The sequence below is a fragment of the Vogesella sp. AC12 genome (assembly GCF_024437575.1).
Lineage (GTDB): Bacteria > Pseudomonadota > Gammaproteobacteria > Burkholderiales > Chromobacteriaceae > Vogesella > Vogesella indigofera.
Window position 1 is genome coordinate 187,331 of the sequence record NZ_JANFNU010000005.1, and the last position, 18,276, is coordinate 205,606.

Below are 18,276 nucleotides of genomic sequence, written 5' to 3' on the forward strand. Positions count from 1 at the left end.
CCAGATGTCTCTTTCCGCACACGATGAATTGCTGATGCTGCGCAAACGGGCGCGTCGCCGCCTGGTCGGCGCCATCGTGCTGGTGCTGGTGGCCACCACCGTGTTGTGGAATGTGCTGGACGCGCTGCCGGAGCAGGAAATGAAGCCGGAACAGGTCGAGATCTCCGGCCTGCCGGCCTCTGCTCCGACGCCGATCCCGGTCGCGCTGCCGCCAGTGGTGGCCTCGGCGCCGCAGGAAACCGACATCCTCGCCACGCTGCCGCCGGAAGACAGCGTGCTGGCACCGCCGCCCGCCGCCGAGGCCAGCCGTCCGCCGGCTGTCGCACCGGTTACCCCGGCTGTCGCTCCGGTCGCGGTGGTGACACCGCCTCCGGCACCGAAGCCGGCCGAGCCGAAACCGGTGACGCCGAAAGTGGCCGACAAGAAAGCCGAGCCGGCAGTCGCGGAGAAAAAGGCGGCGCCGGATCCGGCGGCGATTCTGGAAGGACGCGAGGCGGAAGCGCCGCGCGCGGCCACTACCGCGGCGACTGCCGAAAAATACCAGGTGCAGCTGGCTGCGCTGTCCGATGCGGACAAGATCAGCGCGCTGAAGCAGCGCCTGTCCGCCGTCGGCGTGGCCGCCCGATTCAGCAAGGTGCAGACCAGCAAGGGCGAGGTGACACGGGTGCGTGTCGGCCCGTTCGGCAGCCGTGCCGAAGCCGATGCCGCGTTGCGTAAACTGGAACGGGCCGGCGTGTCGGGCATTATCGTCACCAAATGATGCTGACGGCTCTTGACTGGCTGATTCTTGCCATCATCTTAGGTTCCATGGCCGTGGCGCTGTTCCGCGGCCTGGCTGCCGAGCTGCTGTCGCTGTGTTCGTGGCTGCTGGCATTCTGGGTGGCGCGCAGTTTCGCCCCGGAAGTGGCCGGTTTCATGCCCTTGGGCGGTCAGGGTATACAGCTGATTGCCGCCTTCATCGTACTGTTGCTGCTGACGTGGCTGGCAACGGCGCTGTTTCGCGTGACCTTGACCGCGCTGATCGATGCGGTCGGTCTGGGTGGCGTCAACCGTTTTCTTGGCGTCGTGTTCGGCTTGGCCCGTGGCCTGCTGCTGGTCACGGTGCTGGTGATGCTGGGTGGGATGAGTACCATGCCGCAACAGAGTTTTTGGCACGACGCCTTGCTGGTGCAGCCTTTCGAGACGGTGGCGATGGCTGCCCGACCGTGGCTGCCGGATACGCTGGCGCAAGCGGTGCACTTTTTTTAGCAGTACCAAGAGGGGTGATGGCGCGATCCGCTGTCACCCCTTGTTTTTACTCGTGTAGTCTGGGGATGAGCTATGTGTGGAATTTTGGGGGTGGTGGGTCAGTCACCCGTAAACCAGCTGTTGTATGACGGTTTGCAATTGTTGCAGCACCGTGGTCAGGACGCAGCCGGGATTGTTACGGCCAATGGCAAGACCTTTCACATGCACAAGGGCAGCGGCCTGGTGCGGGACGTGTTCCGCACCCGCAACATGCGGTCGCTGTTCGGTAATGCAGGCATTGGTCATGTGCGCTACCCCACAGCCGGCTCGGCATCCAGCCTGGCCGAGGCGCAGCCGTTCTATGTCAACTCGCCGTTCGGTATCGTGCTGGCGCACAACGGCAACCTGACCAATACCGACGAACTGAAGCAGGACATGTACCGTAATGACCTGCGCCATATCAACACCAACTCCGACTCGGAAGTGCTGCTCAACGTGTTCGCGCACGAGATCGCCGCCCGTGTCGAGAACGCGACGCTGACTGCGGATGCCGTGTTCGGGGCGGTGGAGGCGGTGCATCGCCGCGTCAAGGGTGCCTATGCCGTGGTGGCGATGATCGCCGGTTACGGTCTGGTGGCGTTCCGCGATCCGCACGGCATCCGCCCGATGGTGATGGGTGCCACCGAGGTCGACGGCAAGGCCGAGTACATGTTCGCCTCCGAATCGGTGGCGCTGGACTGTTCCGGCTTCAAGGTGCTGCGCGACGTGCAGCCGGGCGAGTGCGTGTACGTCACCTTCGACGGCGACATGCAGGCGCGCATCTGCGCCGAGAACACCCAGCTGGCACCGTGCTTGTTCGAGTACGTGTACTTTGCGCGTCCGGATTCGGTGATCGACGGCGTGTCGGTCTACCAGTCGCGTCTGGTGATGGGCGAGATGCTGGCCGAGAAGATCCGCCGCCAGTACGCGGACATCGACATCGACGTGGTGATCCCGATTCCGGATTCCAGCCGCCAGAGCGCGATGCAACTGGCCAACGCACTGGGTCTGCCGTACCGCGAAGGCTTCATCAAGAACCGCTATATCGGCCGTACCTTCATCATGCCGGGGCAGGCGGTCCGCAAGAAGTCGGTACGTCAGAAGCTGAACCCGGTGCCGCTGGAATTCGCCGGCCGCAACGTGCTGCTGGTGGACGACTCCATCGTGCGCGGCACTACCTCCAAGGAAATCGTGCAGATGGCACGCGATTCCGGCGCCAAGAAGGTGTACTTCGCCTCGGCCGCGCCGGCGGTACGCTTCCCCAACGTGTACGGCATCGACATGCCGACCCGTGCCGAGTTGCTGGCCACCGGGCGCAACGACGCGCAGATCGCCGCCGAAATTGGCGCCGATGCGGTGATCTACCAGGAGCTGGAAGCGCTGGAGCAGGCGGTGCAGAGCCTGAACGGCGAACTGAACGTGTTCGAGGCTTCCTGCTTCAGCGGTTGCTACATCACCGGTGACATCAACGAAGCCTATCTCGATGCCATCGAGGCGGCACGCAAGAAGGGCAAGGCGGCCAGCGAGCAGAAAGAGGAAGACAGCAGCAACCAGATGGTCGATCTCAACCTGAATGTTGCCGAACAAAACCTGATCTGAATTTCTATATAACGACAAGGGTTGGCTGTTGCGGCCAACCCTTGTTATTGTTGAAAGTCTTTCAGCCATACGCCGTACGAGAGCCCACCATGTCGCGCGAAGACACCTGTCCCCCCTTGCATCCCGAGACGCTGGCCATCCGCGCCGGCCGCGAAACCAGCGAATACCGCGAACACAGCCAGAGCCTGCACCTGACCTCCAGCTTTACCTTTGATACGGCCGCACAAGCCGCCGCCATGTTCATGGGCGAGATCGAAGGCTACACCTATTCCCGTTTTACCAATCCGACCGTCAGCGCTTTCCAGCAAAGGTTGGCCGCAATGGAAGGCGGCGAGCGCGCGATTGCCACCGCCAGCGGCATGGCCGCGATCCAGGCCACCATGCTGACCCTGCTCAAGGCCGGTGACCACGTGGTGTCGTCGCAGAGCCTGTTCGGCTCCACCATCAACCTGTTCAACGGCATTCTCGGCAAGTTCAATATCGAGACCACTTATGTCGACGCCTCCGATCCGGCGGCGTGGCGGGCGGCGGTGAAGCCCAATACCAAGCTGTTCTTCCTGGAAACGCCGTCCAACCCGCTCACCGAGCTGGCCGACATCGCCGCCGTCGCCGACATCGCGCATAAAGCCGGTGCCTTGCTGGTGGTCGACAACTGCTTCTGTTCGCCGGCACTGCAGCAGCCGCTGCAACTGGGCGCCGATCTGGTGGTGCACTCCGCCACCAAGTACCTCGATGGCCACGGCCGGGTGCTGGGCGGGGCGGTGGTCGGTAACGACAAGCTGATCGAACAGATCTACCTGCACGTGCGCACCGCCGGCCCGACCCTGGCCGCATTCAATGCCTGGGTGCTGCTGTCTGGTCTGGAAACGCTGCACCTGCGTATGGAAAAACACTCCGCCAATGCGCTGCAGCTGGCACGCTGGCTGGAACAGCAGCCGTCGGTGGCGCGCGTGTTCTACCCGGGGCTGGAAAGCCATCCGCAATTCGCGCTGGCGCAAAAGCAGCAGCGCAGCGGCGGGGCGGTGGTGTCGTTCGAGGTCAAGGGCGGGCGCGAGGCGGCCTGGCGAGTGGTGGACGCGGTGCAGGTCATTTCGCGCACCGCCAACCTCGGCGACGTCAAGACCACGCTGACCCATCCGGCATCGACCACCCACGCACGCATCACGCCGGAGGCGCGAGCGCGGGCCGGCATCAGTGAGGGACTGTTGCGGGTTGCCGTCGGTCTGGAGCATGTCGACGACCTGCAGGCGGATCTCGCTAGAGGCTTGTAATAAAAAACGTTTGTTTCAATCGAACGGCAGTCTAGACTAAGGGCTGCCGTTTTACTTGTGTTTACCGCGGGAGGCTTCAGGAATGCATTTCTTGACAGGCATCAAATTAAAACGTAAGTTTCAAACGCTTGTTCTAAAATCATGATGGACAAGGCGACGCAATTACTCAATCCGATGAAAGTGCAAGACGACATGGAAGTGAACAAACCCGATACCGCAACTCGGATTCTCGATGTTGCCGAGCGGCTGTTTGTCGAACATGGCTTCGAGGCCACCTCACTTCGCATGATCACACAGCAGGCTGAAGTCAACCTGGCCGCTGTGAACTACCACTTCGGTTCAAAGGATGCGCTGTTCGAATCGGTATTCATGCGCAGGATCGGCCCGTTTGTGGCTGCTTGTCTGGCCGAACTCGACGCGCTGGAACAATCCGGACAAGCCCTGACCGCCGAGGCGTTGGTACTGACCTTCATCAAGCCCTGCCTGATGTTGTCAAAAGACCCGACCAAGGGCGGGGCGCTGTTTGTCCGCTTGATGTCGCGCACGCTGGTGGAAAACCACCGTCTGCTGCGCGAGGCACTGAACCAGCAGTACAGCGTGTTTGTACAGCGCTATACCAGTGCCTTCCAGGCAGCTTTGCCGCAGTTTGAAACCGAAGACATTGCCTGGCGCATGCATTTTGCCTTTGGCGTGATGTTCAATGCCTTCGCCGGTAATGATGTGCTGAAGATCTTTGTCCGCAGTCAGGTGGTCTCCGCCCGCGACCCGGACATGGTGGTCAAGCACCTGGTGCCTTTCGTCGTAGCGGGGTTGACGGCGCCCGTCTGATTGACTCCACGAGGTCAACACGAGGGTAACCATAATGACATCTGCTATTGTTCTGATCCTGCTGCTCGGGGCGCTCGCGTATTTCCGCGCTCCCGTGCTGGCGTGGACTGTCGTGATCGCAGGCTGGCTTGCCAGCCTGCAGCCAGTCTGGGGCTGCCAGGTCCCGCTTGCGGTGTGGGCGCTGTTTGCCGTCATCGCGCTGGTGCTGAATCTGGTGCCGCTGCGCCGCGCCGTGTTCACCGGCCCGGTGTTCTCCGTCTTCAAGAAAATCACCCCTGCCATGTCGCAAACCGAGCAGGAAGCGATCAACGCCGGTACCGTGTGGTGGGATCGCGACCTGTTTTCCGGCAAGCCGGACTGGAACCGCCTGCTGTCCTTCCCGGATCCGAAACTGACTGCCGAAGAGCAGGCGTTTCTGGATGGCCCGACCGAGCAGTTGTGCAAGATGGTCGACGACTGGAAAATCACCCACGAGCTGAAGGACCTGCCGCCGGAAGTATGGCAGTTCATCAAGGACAACGGCTTCCTGGGCATGATCGTCAAGAAGAAGTACGGCGGTCTGGAATTCTCCAATTACGCCCACGCCAAGGTGGTAACCAAGATCGCCACCCGCGGCGGCACCGCGGCGGTGTCGGTGATGGTGCCGAACTCGCTCGGCCCCGGCGAACTGCTGCAGCACTACGGTACCGAAGCACAGAAAGACTACTATCTGCCGCGCCTGGCCAAGGGCGTGGAAGTGCCGTGCTTCGCACTGACCAGCCCCTACGCCGGCTCGGACGCCGGGGCGATTCCAGACTATGGCATCGTTTGCCGTGGCAGCTACACTGACCCGCGCAGCGGCCAACGTTTTGACGACGTGCTCGGCCTGCGCGTGAGCTGGGAGAAGCGCTGGATCACGCTGGCGCCGGTAGCCACCATTCTCGGCCTCGCATTCAAGATGTACGACCCGGATCATCTGCTGGGCGACAAGGAAGAACTGGGCATCACCTGCGCGCTGGTGCCGACCGAGCACGAGGGCGTCTGCATCGGCCGCCGCCACTTCCCTGGCGGTGCCGCGTTCATGAACGGCCCGACCTGGGGCAAGGACGTGTTCATTCCGCTGGAGTGGATCATCGGCGGCCGCGACTACGCCGGCCAGGGCTGGCGCATGCTGGTGGAGTGTCTGTCGGTAGGCCGCTGCATTTCGCTGCCGGCGATGTCGGTTGCCTCCGGCAAGGTGGCGTCCTACACCACCGGCGCCTACGCCCGTATCCGTGACCAGTTTGGCCTGTCGATCGGCAAGTTCGAAGGTGTGGACGAGGCGATGGCGCGTATCGGTGGCTTTACCTACCAGATGGAAGCGTCGCAGGATCTAGCGCTGACTGGCCTCGATATCGGCGAAAAACCGTCGGTACTGTCCGCGGTGCTGAAGTATCACAACACCGAGCGCATGCGCAAAACGCTGAACGATGCGATGGACATCCATGGCGGCAAGGCGGTGGTGCTGGGGCCGCGCAACTATCTGGCGCGGGCCTACCAGGCGATCCCGATTGCAATCACGGTGGAAGGCGCCAACATCCTGACCCGCTCGATGATCATCTATGGTCAGGGCGCCATCCGCTGCCATCCCTTCGTGCTGCGCGAGATGAAGGCGGCGATGAGCAATGACGCCGCCGAGTTCGACAAGGCCATCACCGGCCACATCAACTTCGTGATCAGCAATGTGTTCCGTTCGCTGTGGATGGGCCTGACCGGTGCCAAGCTGGTCGGCAGCCCGAAAGGTGGCGAAGTGGCCGCCTACTACAAGCAGCTGACGCGTTTCTCCAGCGCCTTTGCGCTGCTGTCCGACATGGCGATGTTCAGCCTCGGCGGTTCGCTGAAGTTCCGCGAAAAACTGTCGGCACGGCTGGGTGACATGCTGTCCAATCTGTATATCGCCTCTGCCTGCCTGAAGCGTTTCGAGCGTGATGGCGCGCCGAAGGAAGACCTGCCGGTGCTGCAGTGGGCGGTGGAAAATGCGCTGTACGACCTGCAGCAGGCGATGGATGGCTTCCTTGCCAACCTGCCAAGCCGCATGTTGGCCGCAATCCTGCGCAAGGTGATCTTCCCGTGGGGGCTGACCATGAAGCCGGCCAGCGACCACACCGGCACCAAGGTGGCACGGCTGCTGATGGAGCTGGGCCCGACACGCGAGCGCCTGACCCGCGGCATCTTCGCGCCGAGCGACGAATCGGATCCGGTCGGCGTGTTGGAGCCGGCACTGAAGGCGATGCTGGAGACCGAGCCGCTGGAACAGAAGTTGCGCAAACTGGGGCGTGATGGCAAGTTCAAGGCTGTCACCGCGCGTGAGCGGCTGGCGGAAGCGTTGCAGTCCGGCCAGATTACGCAGCAGGAGTTTGACGCCGTGACGCGTGCGCGCAAACTGAAGCGCGACGTGATCATGGTCGATGATTTCGACATGAAGCTTGAGCAGCATGATGACAAAATGCTGCAGCGGCTGATCTTCTGATCGGCTAAACAATAAGGAGTCGGGCGGCAACGCCCGTCTCTGTCGATGGCACTCTGTCGACAGAGCGCCATCGAGAGAGACAACATGACCCCATCCCCACAGCAACAACCCGAAGTCGTCCGCGTGCCGGTGCTGCGCCTGCGCGCCGAGCCGCGCAGCACCAATGCCCATGGCCGTGTCCACGCCGGCTGGCTGATGTTCCAGATCGATACCGCTGGCGCCATCTGCGCCGAAAGGCTGGCCAAGGGGCCGGTGACGACGGTCGCGGTCAATGCCTTCCAGCTGACCAGTCCCATCCATGTCGGTGACGTGGTGTCACTGTATGCCGAGTGCTTCCGTCTCGGACAGAAATCGGTCACGCTGAAAGTGACGGTGGAGGCGGAGCGCCTTGGTGGCGAAGTGGTGCCGATTACCGAGGTGATTGCCACCTACGTCGCCATCGATGCTGATGGCAAATCCAGAATCATTTCCTGAGTGCATTTGATGTGTTGTTTCATTGAAACGAATGTTTGGAACGAATGCTCGAAAAAGCTGGATAACAGCTTCGTCTCTAGGTAGTATCGGGCCAGATCGTCAATCAAACAGGCGTTCGGAACAGCATGAATAACAATGCACAGAGGGAATAACACATGAAACTGAAACACGTCAGCTTGTCCGTCATGATGATGGGTGCAACCACTGTTGCCATGGCTTCCGGTTACCACTTCGGTACCCAGTCGGTCAGTGCCCAATCCACCGCCAATGCGAGTGCCGCCGAAGCGGCCAATGCATCCACTATCTTCTACAACGCGGCGGGCATGACCAAGCTGGAGGGGACCAACTTTTCCGGTGCCTTGAACTTGGTGGCGCCGAGTGCCAAATACAACGGTGCAACCGGTAACTACACCGCGCCAGCAGCCCCCGGCGCCGTGCGCCCGATTGCCGGTCCGATCGCAGGGCAGAGCAGCGGCAAAATCACCGATGACCTGATCGCTGTGCCGCAGATGTACCTGACCCACCAGTTGAACGAAAAAGTCACTGTAGGCCTGGGTATCTACGTGCCGTTCGCATCGGAAACCGAATACCAGCGTGACTCGGTGCTGCGTTACAACCTGAATGCCACCTCGCTCAAAACCATGGATATCAATCCGACCGTGGCGCTGAAGCTGAACGAGCAACACTCGGTAGCGGTCGGCGTGCTTGCCCAGCATGCGGAAGCGACTCTGCGCCAGTATGCCAACCATGGTGCCGCAGTTCCAGGTGGCTTGGGCGGCGGTAACGGCACGTTTGACGGCTATGCGGAAGTTGATGGTGATGACTGGGGCTTTGGCTACAACCTGGCCTGGCTGTGGGATGTCAATGACAGCACCCGCGTTGGCGTGAACTACCGTTCCAAAATCGAGCATGACCTCAAGGGGTCGGCCAAGTGGACTCGCTCTACCGATGCGCTCGCCGGTGGACCGGGAAATGCGGTTGCGGTCTTGGTCAAGGGGCTATTCCCCGACTCCGAGGATGCGAGTGTAAAGATTACGACACCGGAGTCCTTGTCCCTGCATGCAATGCACAAGTTGGACCGTAAGGTCACCGTGTTTGGCGACCTGACCTGGACCAAGCACTCGCGGTTCGATACCGCGCAACTGAAATATGCGACGCCAAAAGTGGCTTTGCCGGCGGTGAACCAGGGCGACACCACCTATCTGAATCCTCAGTGGAAAGACACCTACAAGATCTCGCTGGGTGGCGCTTACCAGTACTCCGAGCCGCTGCAACTGCGTGCCGGTATTGCCTACGACAAATCGCCGGTGCCGGATGACAACCACCGTCTGGCCACCATCCCGGACAACGACCGTTACTGGTTCTCGCTGGGCGGCAAGTACGACCTGAACAAACAATCGTCCATCGACTTTGCCTACAGCTACATCCATATCAAGGATGCCAAGGCCAATGTCGATAGTCGTTGCACCACACTGGGCCAGACCACTTGCGTCTCCAGCCAGACCGTAGGTACCGCCAACTACAAGTCCAGCGCCCAGATCCTGGGGGTGCAGTACAACCACCGTTTCTAAGCCGCGAGGCTTTGCGGCCAACGTTTGACGTTGGCCGCAACAGGCACGGCGACCCTGTTGCCGTGTTTTTTTCGGGAAGTGCTGAACCATTATTCAGATACTGTGATTCAGCCGATCTTTCCCGTTGGATGGCTTACCCGGAATCTATAATCCGTGAAGCCGCAACCATGTTTGTTCGTTAAGACAACCGAGGAAACCATGTCTCAGACCAAGTTTATCGTACGCAAGGTCGCCGTTCTCGGCGCCGGCGTGATGGGGGCGCAGATCGCCGCCCATCTGGTTAATGCCAAGGTGCCGACCGTGCTGTTCGACCTGCCGGCAAAAGACGGCAACAAGAACGGGATCGCACTGAAAGCCATCGACGGCCTGAAAAAGCTGAAGCCGTCGCCACTGTCCAACAAGGATGCGGTCAACTACATCCAGCCGGCCAACTACGAAGACCATCTGCACCTGCTGAAAGAGTGCGACCTGGTGATCGAGGCCATCGCCGAGCGCATGGACTGGAAAACCGACCTCTACGCCAAGGTGGCGCCGCATCTGGGCGAGCACACCATCTTCGCGACCAACACCTCCGGGCTGTCGATCAACCAGCTGGCCGCCGGCGTGCCGGCCGAGCTGGCGCCACGCTTCTGCGGCGTGCACTTCTTCAACCCGCCGCGCTACATGCACCTGGTCGAGATCATCCCGTGCACCGGCTCCGATGCCAGCATGCTGGACAACCTGGAGCGCTTCCTGGTGACCACGCTGGGCAAGGGCGTGATCCGTGCCAAGGACACCCCGAACTTCGTCGCCAACCGCATCGGCGTGTTCTCGATGCTGGCCACCATCGCCAACGCCGAAAAATTCGGTATCCGCTTCGATGTGGTCGACGACCTGACCGGCCCGCGCCTCGGTCGTCCGAAGTCCGCCACCTTCCGCACCGCCGACGTGGTCGGGCTGGACACCTTCGCGCACGTGGTGAAAACCATGGACGACACGCTGCCGAACGACCCGTGGCACGCCTACTTCAAGTCGCCGCAGTGGCTGCAGCAGCTGATCGCCGACGGTAGCCTGGGTGCCAAGACCAAGCGCGGCATCTACAAGAAGGAAGGCAAGCAGATGTTTGTCTTCGACGCTGCCAAGGGCGAGTACGTGGGCGCCGGCGAGAAGGGCGACGAAGCGGTCAAGGACATCCTCAAAATCGAGAACCCGGCCGAGAAGTTCAAGCAGCTGCGCGCCAGCAGCCATCCGCAGGCGCAGTTCCTGTGGGCCTGCTTCCGTGACGTGTTCCACTACATTTCCTACCATTTGGGCGATATCGCCAACTGCGCCCGTGATGTCGATTTCGCCATTCGCTGGGGCTTCGGCTGGTCGGTCGGCCCGTTCGAAACCTGGCAGGCTGCCGGCTGGCAGCAAGTTGCCGGCTGGATCGATGAAGACATCAAGGCCGGCAAAACGTTGGCCGCAGCGGCGCTGCCGGCTTGGGCGCTGGAAGCAGACCGTGCCGGCGTGCATTTTGCCGATGGCTCCTTCGACGCCACCGCCGGCAAGCTGGTCGGCCGCTCCACGCTGGACGTGTACCAGCGTCAGCTGGCGCCGGCCAAGGTGCTGGGTGAAGTGTCTGGCCTGCTGGGCGAGACCGTGTTCGAGAACGAGGGCGTGCGCGCCTTCACCACCGGTGATGACGTGCTGGTGGTGTCGTTCAAGTCCAAGGCCCACGCCATCGGCCCGGACGTGATCGACGGCGTCAACACCGCCATCGATATCGCCGAAGCCCGCTTCAAGGGCCTGGTGATCTGGCAGACCGAAGAGCCGTTCTCGGTCGGCGCCGACCTGCAGTCGATGCTGCCGGCGTTCATGATGGGCGACTGGGATGCGATCGACACCATGGTGCGCCGCTTCCAGACCACCTCGATGCGCCTGCGTTACAGCCACATCCCGACCGTCGCCGCGACGCAGGGTTATGTGTTCGGCGGTGGCTGCGAGTTTGCGATGCACTGCGACAAGGTCGTCGCCGCGCTGGAATCCTACGTCGGTCTGGTCGAGGTCGGTGTCGGCCTGCTGCCGGGCGGCGGCGGTTGCAAGGAGTTCGCGCTGCGTGCGGCGCAGAATGCGCAGGGCGACGTACTGGCGGCACTGAAGGATTACTTCATGGCCATCGCCACCGCCAAGGTCGCTACCAGCGGCCACGAGGCGCAGGAAATCGGCTTCTTCCGTAACAGCGACAGTGTGGTGTTCAACGCCTACGAGCTGCTGTACGTCGCCAAGCAGCAAGCGCTGGCGCTGTATGAAACCGGCTACCGTCCGCCGCTCAAGGTCGCCGGCTTCCCGGTCGCCGGTCGCGCCGGTGCCGCCTCGATCAAGGGCCAGCTGGTGAACATGCTGGAAGGCCACTTCATCAGCCAGCACGACTTCACCATCGCCGCGCTGATCGCCGACGTGATGACCGGTGGCGACGTGGAGCAGGGCACGCTGGTCAACGAGCAGTGGATTCTGGATCTGGAACGCAAGGCGTTCATGACCCTGCTCAAGTCCAGCAAGACCCAGGACCGTATCGCCAACATGCTCACTACCGGCAAGCCGCTGCGTAACTGATACCGCCGAACAGCGGCCGGAGGGCGGCGTGCGCGCTGCCGCTCCGGCCTGAAGGAGATTGCAAAAAATGGTTAAACAAGTACAGGAAGCTTACATCGTTGCCGTGACCCGCACGCCGGTAGGCAAGGCGCCGCGCGGCATGATGCGCAACGTGCGTCCGGACGACATGCTGGCGCACGTGATCAGCGGCGCGCTGGCACAGGTGCCGACGCTGGACCCGAAACTGATTTCCGACTGCGTGGTCGGCTGCGCCTTCCCCGAGGCGGAACAGGGCCTGAACATGGCGCGTATCGGCGTGCTGCTGGCCGGCCTGCCGAACACCGTCAGCGGCATCACCATCAACCGCTACTGCTCCTCCGGCATCAACGCGGTGCAGATGGCCGCCGACCGCATCCGTCTGGGCGAGGCCGACGTGGTGATCGCCGCCGGTTCCGAATCGATGTCCATGGTGCCGATGATGGGCAACAAGGTGTCGCTGAACCCGGCGATCTTCGCCAAGGACGAGAACTACGCCATCGCCTACGGCATGGGCCTGACAGCCGAGAAGGTCGCGCAGCAGTGGGGCGTGTCGCGTGAAGACCAGGATGCGTTCGCGGTCGAGTCGCACCGCCGCGCCATCGCCGCCATCGACGGCGGCAAGTTCAAGAGCGAGATCACGCCGCTGGAAGTGACCTACCGCACGCCGAACCTGGAAACAGGCGAAGTGATCAGCACCACCCGCGTACTGGACACCGACGAAGGCCCGCGCCGCGAGACCACGCTGGAAGGCCTGGCCAAGCTGAAGACGGTGTTCGATGCCAAGGGCAGCGTCACCGCCGGCAACTCGTCGCAGATGTCCGACGGCGCCGGTGCCGTGATCCTGGTGTCCGAGAAGATCCTGAAGCAGTTCAACCTGACGCCGCTGGCCCGCTACGTGACCTTCGCGGTGAAGGGTGTGCCGCCGGAAATCATGGGTATCGGCCCGAAGGAAGCGATTCCGGAAGCCTGCCGCAACGCCGGCATCACCCAGGATCAGCTGAAGTGGATCGAGCTGAACGAAGCCTTCGCCGCGCAGGGTCTGGCGGTAGCGCGTGATCTGGAGCTGGACCTGAGCCTGGTCAACCCGCACGGCGGCGCTATCGCGCTGGGTCATCCGCTGGGCGCCACCGGCGCCATCCGTACCGCCACGCTGGTGCACGGCATGCGCAATGCCGGCATGCAGGGCTACGGCATGGTGACGATGTGCATCGGTACCGGCATGGGTGCCGCCGGCATCATCGAAGTGCTGTAAGCGTAGCGTTGTGGCCAACGTTGGCCGCAACACCGTGAATGCCCCGCCTTGGTGGGGCATTTTTCATTGGTGTGGTAACCGGCTTGTCACCCGGCCGGCACAACGGATGCTGACGACGCTGTAGCCGATTCGGTTTATAATCGACGTCATTTTTCTGCATCGATAAAGACCGAATTCACACCATGACCACTGAACTTGCCAAAAGCTACGAGCCGGGCGACATCGAACGTCGCTGGTACGATCAATGGGAACAGTCCGGCTACTTCAAGCCGCACATGGACACCAGCAAACCCGCCTTCTGCATCCAGCTGCCGCCGCCCAACGTGACCGGCACCCTGCACATGGGCCACGCCTTCAACCAGACCATCATGGATGGCCTGACCCGCTACTACCGCATGAAGGGCGACAACACGGTGTGGATTCCGGGCACCGACCACGCCGGTATCGCGACCCAGATCGTGGTCGAGCGCCAGCTGGCCGAGCAGGGCATCAACCGCCACGACCTCGGCCGTGAAGCCTTCACCAGCAAGGTGTGGGAGTGGAAGGAGCAGTCCGGCGGCACCATCACCAGCCAGATGCGCCGCGTCGGCTGCTCGGTGGACTGGGACCGTGAATACTTCACCATGGACGACGTGCGCGCCGATACCGTCACCGAAGTCTTCGTGCGCCTGTTCGAACAGGGCCTGATCTACCGTGGCAAGCGCCTGTCCAACTGGGACCCGAAACTGGGTACCGCCATCTCCGACCTCGAAGTGGTCTCCGAGGAAGAAGACGGCTTCATGTGGCACATCAAGTACCCGGTAGTGGGCAGCGACGAGTTTGTGACCGTCGCCACCACCCGTCCGGAAACCCTGCTCGGCGACGTGGCCGTGGCCATCAACCCGACCGACGAGCGCTACCAGCACCTGCTGGGCAAGCTGCTGGCGCTGCCGCTGACCGGCCGCCAGATTCCGGTGATCGCCGACGACTACGTCGATGCCGCCTTCGGTACCGGCTTCGTCAAGATCACCCCGGCGCACGACTTCAACGACTACCAGGTCGGCAAGCGCCACGACACCCAGCTGATCAACGTGATGTCGCTGCAGGCCACCATCCTCGCCAAGGCGCAGCTGTTCGGCTTCGACGGCACCGCGCAGGGTACCATCGACCTGCCGGCCGCCTACGCCGGCCTGTCCACCGCCGACGCACGCAAGGCGATGCTGGCCGACCTCACCGCGCAGGGCCTGCTGCTGGAAGCCAAGCCGCACAAGCTGATGGTGCCGCGCGGCGACCGTACCGGCTCGGTGATCGAGCCGCTCTTGACCGACCAGTGGTTCGTGGCGATGAGCAAGGTCGGCGACGGGGATGCCACCGGCAAATCCATCGCCCAGAAAGCCATCGACGCCGTCGAATCCGGCGAAGTGCGCTTCATCCCGGAAAACTGGGTCAACACCTACAACCAGTGGATGAACAACATCCAGGACTGGTGCATCAGCCGCCAGCTGTGGTGGGGCCACCAGATCCCGGCCTGGTACGACGAAGACGGCAACATCTACGTTGGCCGCACCGAAGCCGAGGCGCAGGCCAAGGCGCCGGGCAAGCTGCTCCGCCGCGAACAGGACGTGCTGGACACCTGGTTCAGCTCCGCGCTGGTGCCGTTCTCCACCATGGGCTGGCCGGAAGACACCCCGGAACTGCGCGCCTTCATCCCGTCGCAGGTGCTGGTCACCGGCTACGAGATCATCTTCTTCTGGGTTGCCCGGATGATCATGATGACCACCCACTTCACCGGCAAGGTGCCGTTCAAGGACGTGTACATCCACGGCATGGTGCGCGACCACGAAGGCAAGAAGATGTCGAAGTCGGAAGGCAACGTCATCGACCCGGTCGACCTGATCGACGGCATCGCGCTGGCACCGCTGGTCGACAAGCGCACCACCGGCCTGCGTCGCCCGGAAAAGGCGCCGCAGATCGCCAAGGCCACCGAAAAGCTGTTCCCGGACGGCATCCCTGCCTACGGCACTGATGCACTGCGCTTCACCATGGCCAGCTACGCGACGCTGGGCCGCTCCGTCAACTTCGACTTCAAGCGCGCCGAAGGCTACCGCAACTTCTGCAACAAGCTGTGGAACGCCACCCGCTTCGTGATGATGAACGTGGAAGGCAAGGACTGCGGCCAGGACGAGAGCCTGCCGCTGGAATTCAGCTTCGTTGACAAGTGGATCATCGGCCGCCTGCAACAGGCCGAGCTGGACGTCACCGAAGCGCTGGAAACCTACCGCTTCGACCTCGCCGCGCAGACCGTGTACGAGTTCATCTGGAACGAATACTGCGACTGGTACGTCGAGCTGGCCAAGGTGCAACTGCAGACCGGCAACGAGGCACAGCAACGCGCCACCCGCCGCACCATCGTGCGCGTGCTGGAAGTCGCGCTGCGCCTGACCCATCCGCTGATGCCGTTCATCACCGAAGAACTGTGGCAGACCGTCGCCCCGCTGGCCAACGCCAAGCACACCGACTCCATCATGGTCGCCGCCTGGCCGGTGGCCGTGCCGGAGAAGATCGACGCCGCCGCCAACGCGCGCATGGACGCGTTCAAGGACCTGGTCAACGCGGTGCGTAACCTGCGCGGTGAAATGGGCATCGGCCCGGCGGTGAAGGCGCCGCTGTTCATCGAAACCGCCGACGCCTCCATCGCCGAGTTCATCCCCTACCTGAAGCTGCTGGCACGCCTGACCGAAGGCAGCATCGTGTCCGCCTTGCCGGAAGACGACTCCCCGGTCGCCATCAGTGGTGATGCCCGCCTGATGCTGAAGGTGGAAGTGGACAAGGCCGCCGAAACCGCACGCCTGACCAAGGAAATCGGCAAGGTCAGTGCCGAGCTGGAGAAGCTGACGGCGAAACTGGAGAAGCCGGGCTACGTCGACAAGGCGCCGGCGCATCTGGTGGAGCGCGACAAGGCGCAGCTGGCGGAGCTGAATGACAAGTTGGAGAAGGTGAAGGGGCAGCTGGCGAAGCTGGCCTGAATATTCTAAGGGTGAGTTTTCACCCTTTTTTTATTTTATAAATATATGAAAAAAGTACTAATTACAGATTTAGATAACACTCTTTTTGATTGGTTTTCTTTTTGGCATTCTGCTTTTGGGGCAATGGTAAAGAAGGTCTCGGAAATATCAGGGGTTTCACTTGACGAGCTGATTCCAGAGATTAGACTTATCCATCAGGAGCATGGCACTTCAGAATATGCTTTCTTGTTGGAGGAGATGCCGTCTTTGCAGAGGATTTTTTTGAGTAGTTCTAGAGTGAGGGAGCAAATGATTCCAGCGATTGAGGCTTATAGGGCTGGGAGAAGTGAAAGTTTGAGGTTGTATCCAAAAGTAAAAGAAACTTTGCAGGAATTGAAGCGCCGAAAAATTATTCTAATTGGTTATACGGAGTCTAGATATTATTATTCTGCTTATAGGATTAAAGCTCTCGGGTTAGATGGCTTGTTAGATTCTATATATTTGCCAGAGGATCATCATATTCCGAATGAACGGGTGGATGATCTGAAGCCTATTCCACTTGCTTCCAGAGTGCACTTTACTCCGGAGGGGGAGGTAAAACCTAATCCTAAAATTTTACTGGGCATTTTGAAGGATGTAAAAATTGATCCTTGGGAGGCTGTTTATATAGGTGACAGCGAGATGAAGGATATTGCAATGGCTCAAGATGCTGGGATATTTGATGTACATGCCAAATATGGTGCTACACATTTCATAGATAGGGCTGATGACTATAAGTTGTTGCAGAAAGTTTCACATTGGACTTCACAAGATGTTCAGAGGGAGGTTGAAGTTAAAAGAAGAGGAAAAATAGTGCCCTCTTGTAGTGTGGATAGTTTCGATAAAATTTTGGATTTTTTTAAAGCTGAAGAAAATTAATCGAGGCGATATGGAGAAAAAAGATTTTTTCCAAATGAACATTGATATCTGGAAGAAAATTATTGATGTTCAAATGCATTTTAATGATATGCAGATGAGGGTCAGGAATTATGCGGTTTTGCTTCTTTCTGCGATAATAGGCGTGGCCGGTGTTTCCATGAAAGATAATATGATTTCGCATCTTCCGTTTTTCGGTGATGTGCCTTTGGCCTCTGTTATTCTGTTTCTTGGGGCTGGCATATGGTTGCTTTTTTTCTTTATGGATTATTTTTGGTATCACAAACTTCTGTACGGGGCTGTCAAAAAAGGAGTTGCCATGGAAAAATTCCTTAAACAGAATTTTTCTCATATTGATCTCACTGGTGAGATTGGGAGAAGTAGTCCTGTGAAGATTGCTTTTTTTGAATTGCATAGCAGTATGAAAATGATAATTTTCTATTGTCTTGGTTTTGTGATTTTATTCTGTCTAGCTTTTGCAACTTACTTCAGCTACGGAAGAACTCATTAACAAACTGGGTAAGTTGGGCTTAATGAGCTGAGGCCTAGCGCTCACGGTGCAAGACCAAGGTTGGCCGCAAACCTTTACGGCTTGCGGCCAACCTTGTTTTTGGATGTGGTATCCGCTGCGCGGATGTTTTTTATCTGCCGCTTTCCGCGCGGCTGCGGCTTACTTTCTTTTGCTTCGCCAAAAAGAAAGTAAGCAAAGAAAAGGAGACCCGAAGGGGCAAGAATTCCCGTGCAAACTGCCGTCATCCCGGCGCCGCCCATACGCTGCGCTCAAAAGAGGGCGGCTTGATTCCGGGCTGGCGGCAGTTTGCCCGGCTTGCCCCAACGGGGTGGGGGCGACGGTTCGGTTTTGGCTGCCGTTTGACGGTGCCGGTCGGGTAGGTTGGCGCTGAACTTGCGAAGCTCAACGGTTCACCGCGTCAATCATAAGGTTGGCCGCAAGTGGGTAAAAGGTAGCCCAACGCCCGCGACGCGCGCACCGTTGATGCTCAAAGGTTGGCCGCAAGCCGTTTCCGGTTTGCGGCCA

At 60.4% G+C, this 18,276-nt stretch carries 13 protein-coding genes; all 13 read left to right on the forward strand.

From position 1 onward, the window contains the following. Positions 1 to 4 precede the first annotated feature (4 nt). The 13 genes from NOM55_RS10410 to NOM55_RS10470 all read left to right on the forward strand — a co-directional run bounded on the left by NOM55_RS10410 (position 5) and on the right by NOM55_RS10470 (position 17,751). On the forward strand, positions 5 to 760 hold the full coding sequence (locus NOM55_RS10410) for an SPOR domain-containing protein (RefSeq protein ID WP_255908514.1): 756 nt from the start codon (positions 5 to 7) through the stop codon (positions 758 to 760). Continuing rightward, the gene (locus tag NOM55_RS10415; RefSeq protein ID WP_255908515.1) at positions 757 to 1,248 is read left to right on the forward strand and encodes a CvpA family protein; all 492 of its coding nucleotides are present in this window, start codon (positions 757 to 759) and stop codon (positions 1,246 to 1,248) included. The genes NOM55_RS10410 and NOM55_RS10415 overlap by 4 nt, the downstream gene beginning before the upstream one ends. Positions 1,249 to 1,320: 72 nt before the next feature. Beyond that, positions 1,321 to 2,865 carry an amidophosphoribosyltransferase gene (gene purF / locus NOM55_RS10420; RefSeq protein WP_255908516.1) on the forward strand — a complete coding sequence of 515 codons (1,545 nt, stop codon included), beginning with the start codon at positions 1,321 to 1,323 and terminating at the stop codon, positions 2,863 to 2,865. Positions 2,866 to 2,954: 89 nt separating this feature from the next. After that, the gene (locus NOM55_RS10425) at positions 2,955 to 4,136 is read left to right on the forward strand and encodes an O-succinylhomoserine sulfhydrylase (protein WP_255908517.1); all 1,182 of its coding nucleotides are present in this window, start codon (positions 2,955 to 2,957) and stop codon (positions 4,134 to 4,136) included. A gap of 192 nt (positions 4,137 to 4,328) precedes the next feature. Beyond that, positions 4,329 to 4,964: a TetR/AcrR family transcriptional regulator gene (locus tag NOM55_RS10430; RefSeq protein WP_047966096.1), complete on the forward strand. Its 636-nt coding sequence runs from the start codon at positions 4,329 to 4,331 to the stop codon at positions 4,962 to 4,964. 34 nt (positions 4,965 to 4,998) lie between these two features. Then, positions 4,999 to 7,452: an acyl-CoA dehydrogenase gene (locus tag NOM55_RS10435; protein WP_255908518.1), complete on the forward strand. Its 2,454-nt coding sequence runs from the start codon at positions 4,999 to 5,001 to the stop codon at positions 7,450 to 7,452. A gap of 84 nt (positions 7,453 to 7,536) precedes the next feature. Further along, complete coding sequence (locus NOM55_RS10440) at positions 7,537 to 7,926, forward strand: acyl-CoA thioesterase (protein ID WP_047966031.1); 390 nt, start codon at positions 7,537 to 7,539, stop codon at positions 7,924 to 7,926. A gap of 155 nt (positions 7,927 to 8,081) precedes the next feature. Next, positions 8,082 to 9,497: an OmpP1/FadL family transporter gene (locus NOM55_RS10445; RefSeq protein ID WP_255908519.1), complete on the forward strand. Its 1,416-nt coding sequence runs from the start codon at positions 8,082 to 8,084 to the stop codon at positions 9,495 to 9,497. 198 nt (positions 9,498 to 9,695) lie between these two features. Then, positions 9,696 to 12,071: a 3-hydroxyacyl-CoA dehydrogenase/enoyl-CoA hydratase family protein gene (locus tag NOM55_RS10450; protein ID WP_255908520.1), complete on the forward strand. Its 2,376-nt coding sequence runs from the start codon at positions 9,696 to 9,698 to the stop codon at positions 12,069 to 12,071. 67 nt (positions 12,072 to 12,138) lie between these two features. Next, positions 12,139 to 13,341: an acetyl-CoA C-acyltransferase gene (locus NOM55_RS10455; RefSeq protein ID WP_255908521.1), complete on the forward strand. Its 1,203-nt coding sequence runs from the start codon at positions 12,139 to 12,141 to the stop codon at positions 13,339 to 13,341. A gap of 182 nt (positions 13,342 to 13,523) precedes the next feature. Continuing rightward, positions 13,524 to 16,346: a valine--tRNA ligase gene (locus NOM55_RS10460; protein WP_255908522.1), complete on the forward strand. Its 2,823-nt coding sequence runs from the start codon at positions 13,524 to 13,526 to the stop codon at positions 16,344 to 16,346. Positions 16,347 to 16,391: 45 nt separating this feature from the next. Next, positions 16,392 to 17,243, forward strand: coding sequence for an HAD family hydrolase (locus NOM55_RS10465; protein ID WP_255908523.1), 852 nt, complete (start codon positions 16,392 to 16,394; stop codon positions 17,241 to 17,243). Positions 17,244 to 17,253: 10 nt separating this feature from the next. Then, positions 17,254 to 17,751: a hypothetical protein gene (locus NOM55_RS10470; RefSeq protein WP_255908524.1), complete on the forward strand. Its 498-nt coding sequence runs from the start codon at positions 17,254 to 17,256 to the stop codon at positions 17,749 to 17,751. The last annotated feature ends 525 nt before the right edge of the window (positions 17,752 to 18,276 follow it).

Coding starts and splice junctions, on each gene's coding strand:
- NOM55_RS10410 (WP_255908514.1), top strand. CDS start 5: ATGTCTCTTTCCGCACACGATGAATTGCTGATGCTGCGCAAACGGGCG.
- NOM55_RS10415 (WP_255908515.1), top strand. CDS start 757: ATGATGCTGACGGCTCTTGACTGGCTGATTCTTGCCATCATCTTAGGT.
- purF (WP_255908516.1), top strand. CDS start 1,321: ATGTGTGGAATTTTGGGGGTGGTGGGTCAGTCACCCGTAAACCAGCTG.
- NOM55_RS10425 (WP_255908517.1), top strand. CDS start 2,955: ATGTCGCGCGAAGACACCTGTCCCCCCTTGCATCCCGAGACGCTGGCC.
- NOM55_RS10430 (WP_047966096.1), top strand. CDS start 4,329: ATGGAAGTGAACAAACCCGATACCGCAACTCGGATTCTCGATGTTGCC.
- NOM55_RS10435 (WP_255908518.1), top strand. CDS start 4,999: ATGACATCTGCTATTGTTCTGATCCTGCTGCTCGGGGCGCTCGCGTAT.
- NOM55_RS10440 (WP_047966031.1), top strand. CDS start 7,537: ATGACCCCATCCCCACAGCAACAACCCGAAGTCGTCCGCGTGCCGGTG.
- NOM55_RS10445 (WP_255908519.1), top strand. CDS start 8,082: ATGAAACTGAAACACGTCAGCTTGTCCGTCATGATGATGGGTGCAACC.
- NOM55_RS10450 (WP_255908520.1), top strand. CDS start 9,696: ATGTCTCAGACCAAGTTTATCGTACGCAAGGTCGCCGTTCTCGGCGCC.
- NOM55_RS10455 (WP_255908521.1), top strand. CDS start 12,139: ATGGTTAAACAAGTACAGGAAGCTTACATCGTTGCCGTGACCCGCACG.
- NOM55_RS10460 (WP_255908522.1), top strand. CDS start 13,524: ATGACCACTGAACTTGCCAAAAGCTACGAGCCGGGCGACATCGAACGT.
- NOM55_RS10465 (WP_255908523.1), top strand. CDS start 16,392: ATGAAAAAAGTACTAATTACAGATTTAGATAACACTCTTTTTGATTGG.
- NOM55_RS10470 (WP_255908524.1), top strand. CDS start 17,254: ATGGAGAAAAAAGATTTTTTCCAAATGAACATTGATATCTGGAAGAAA.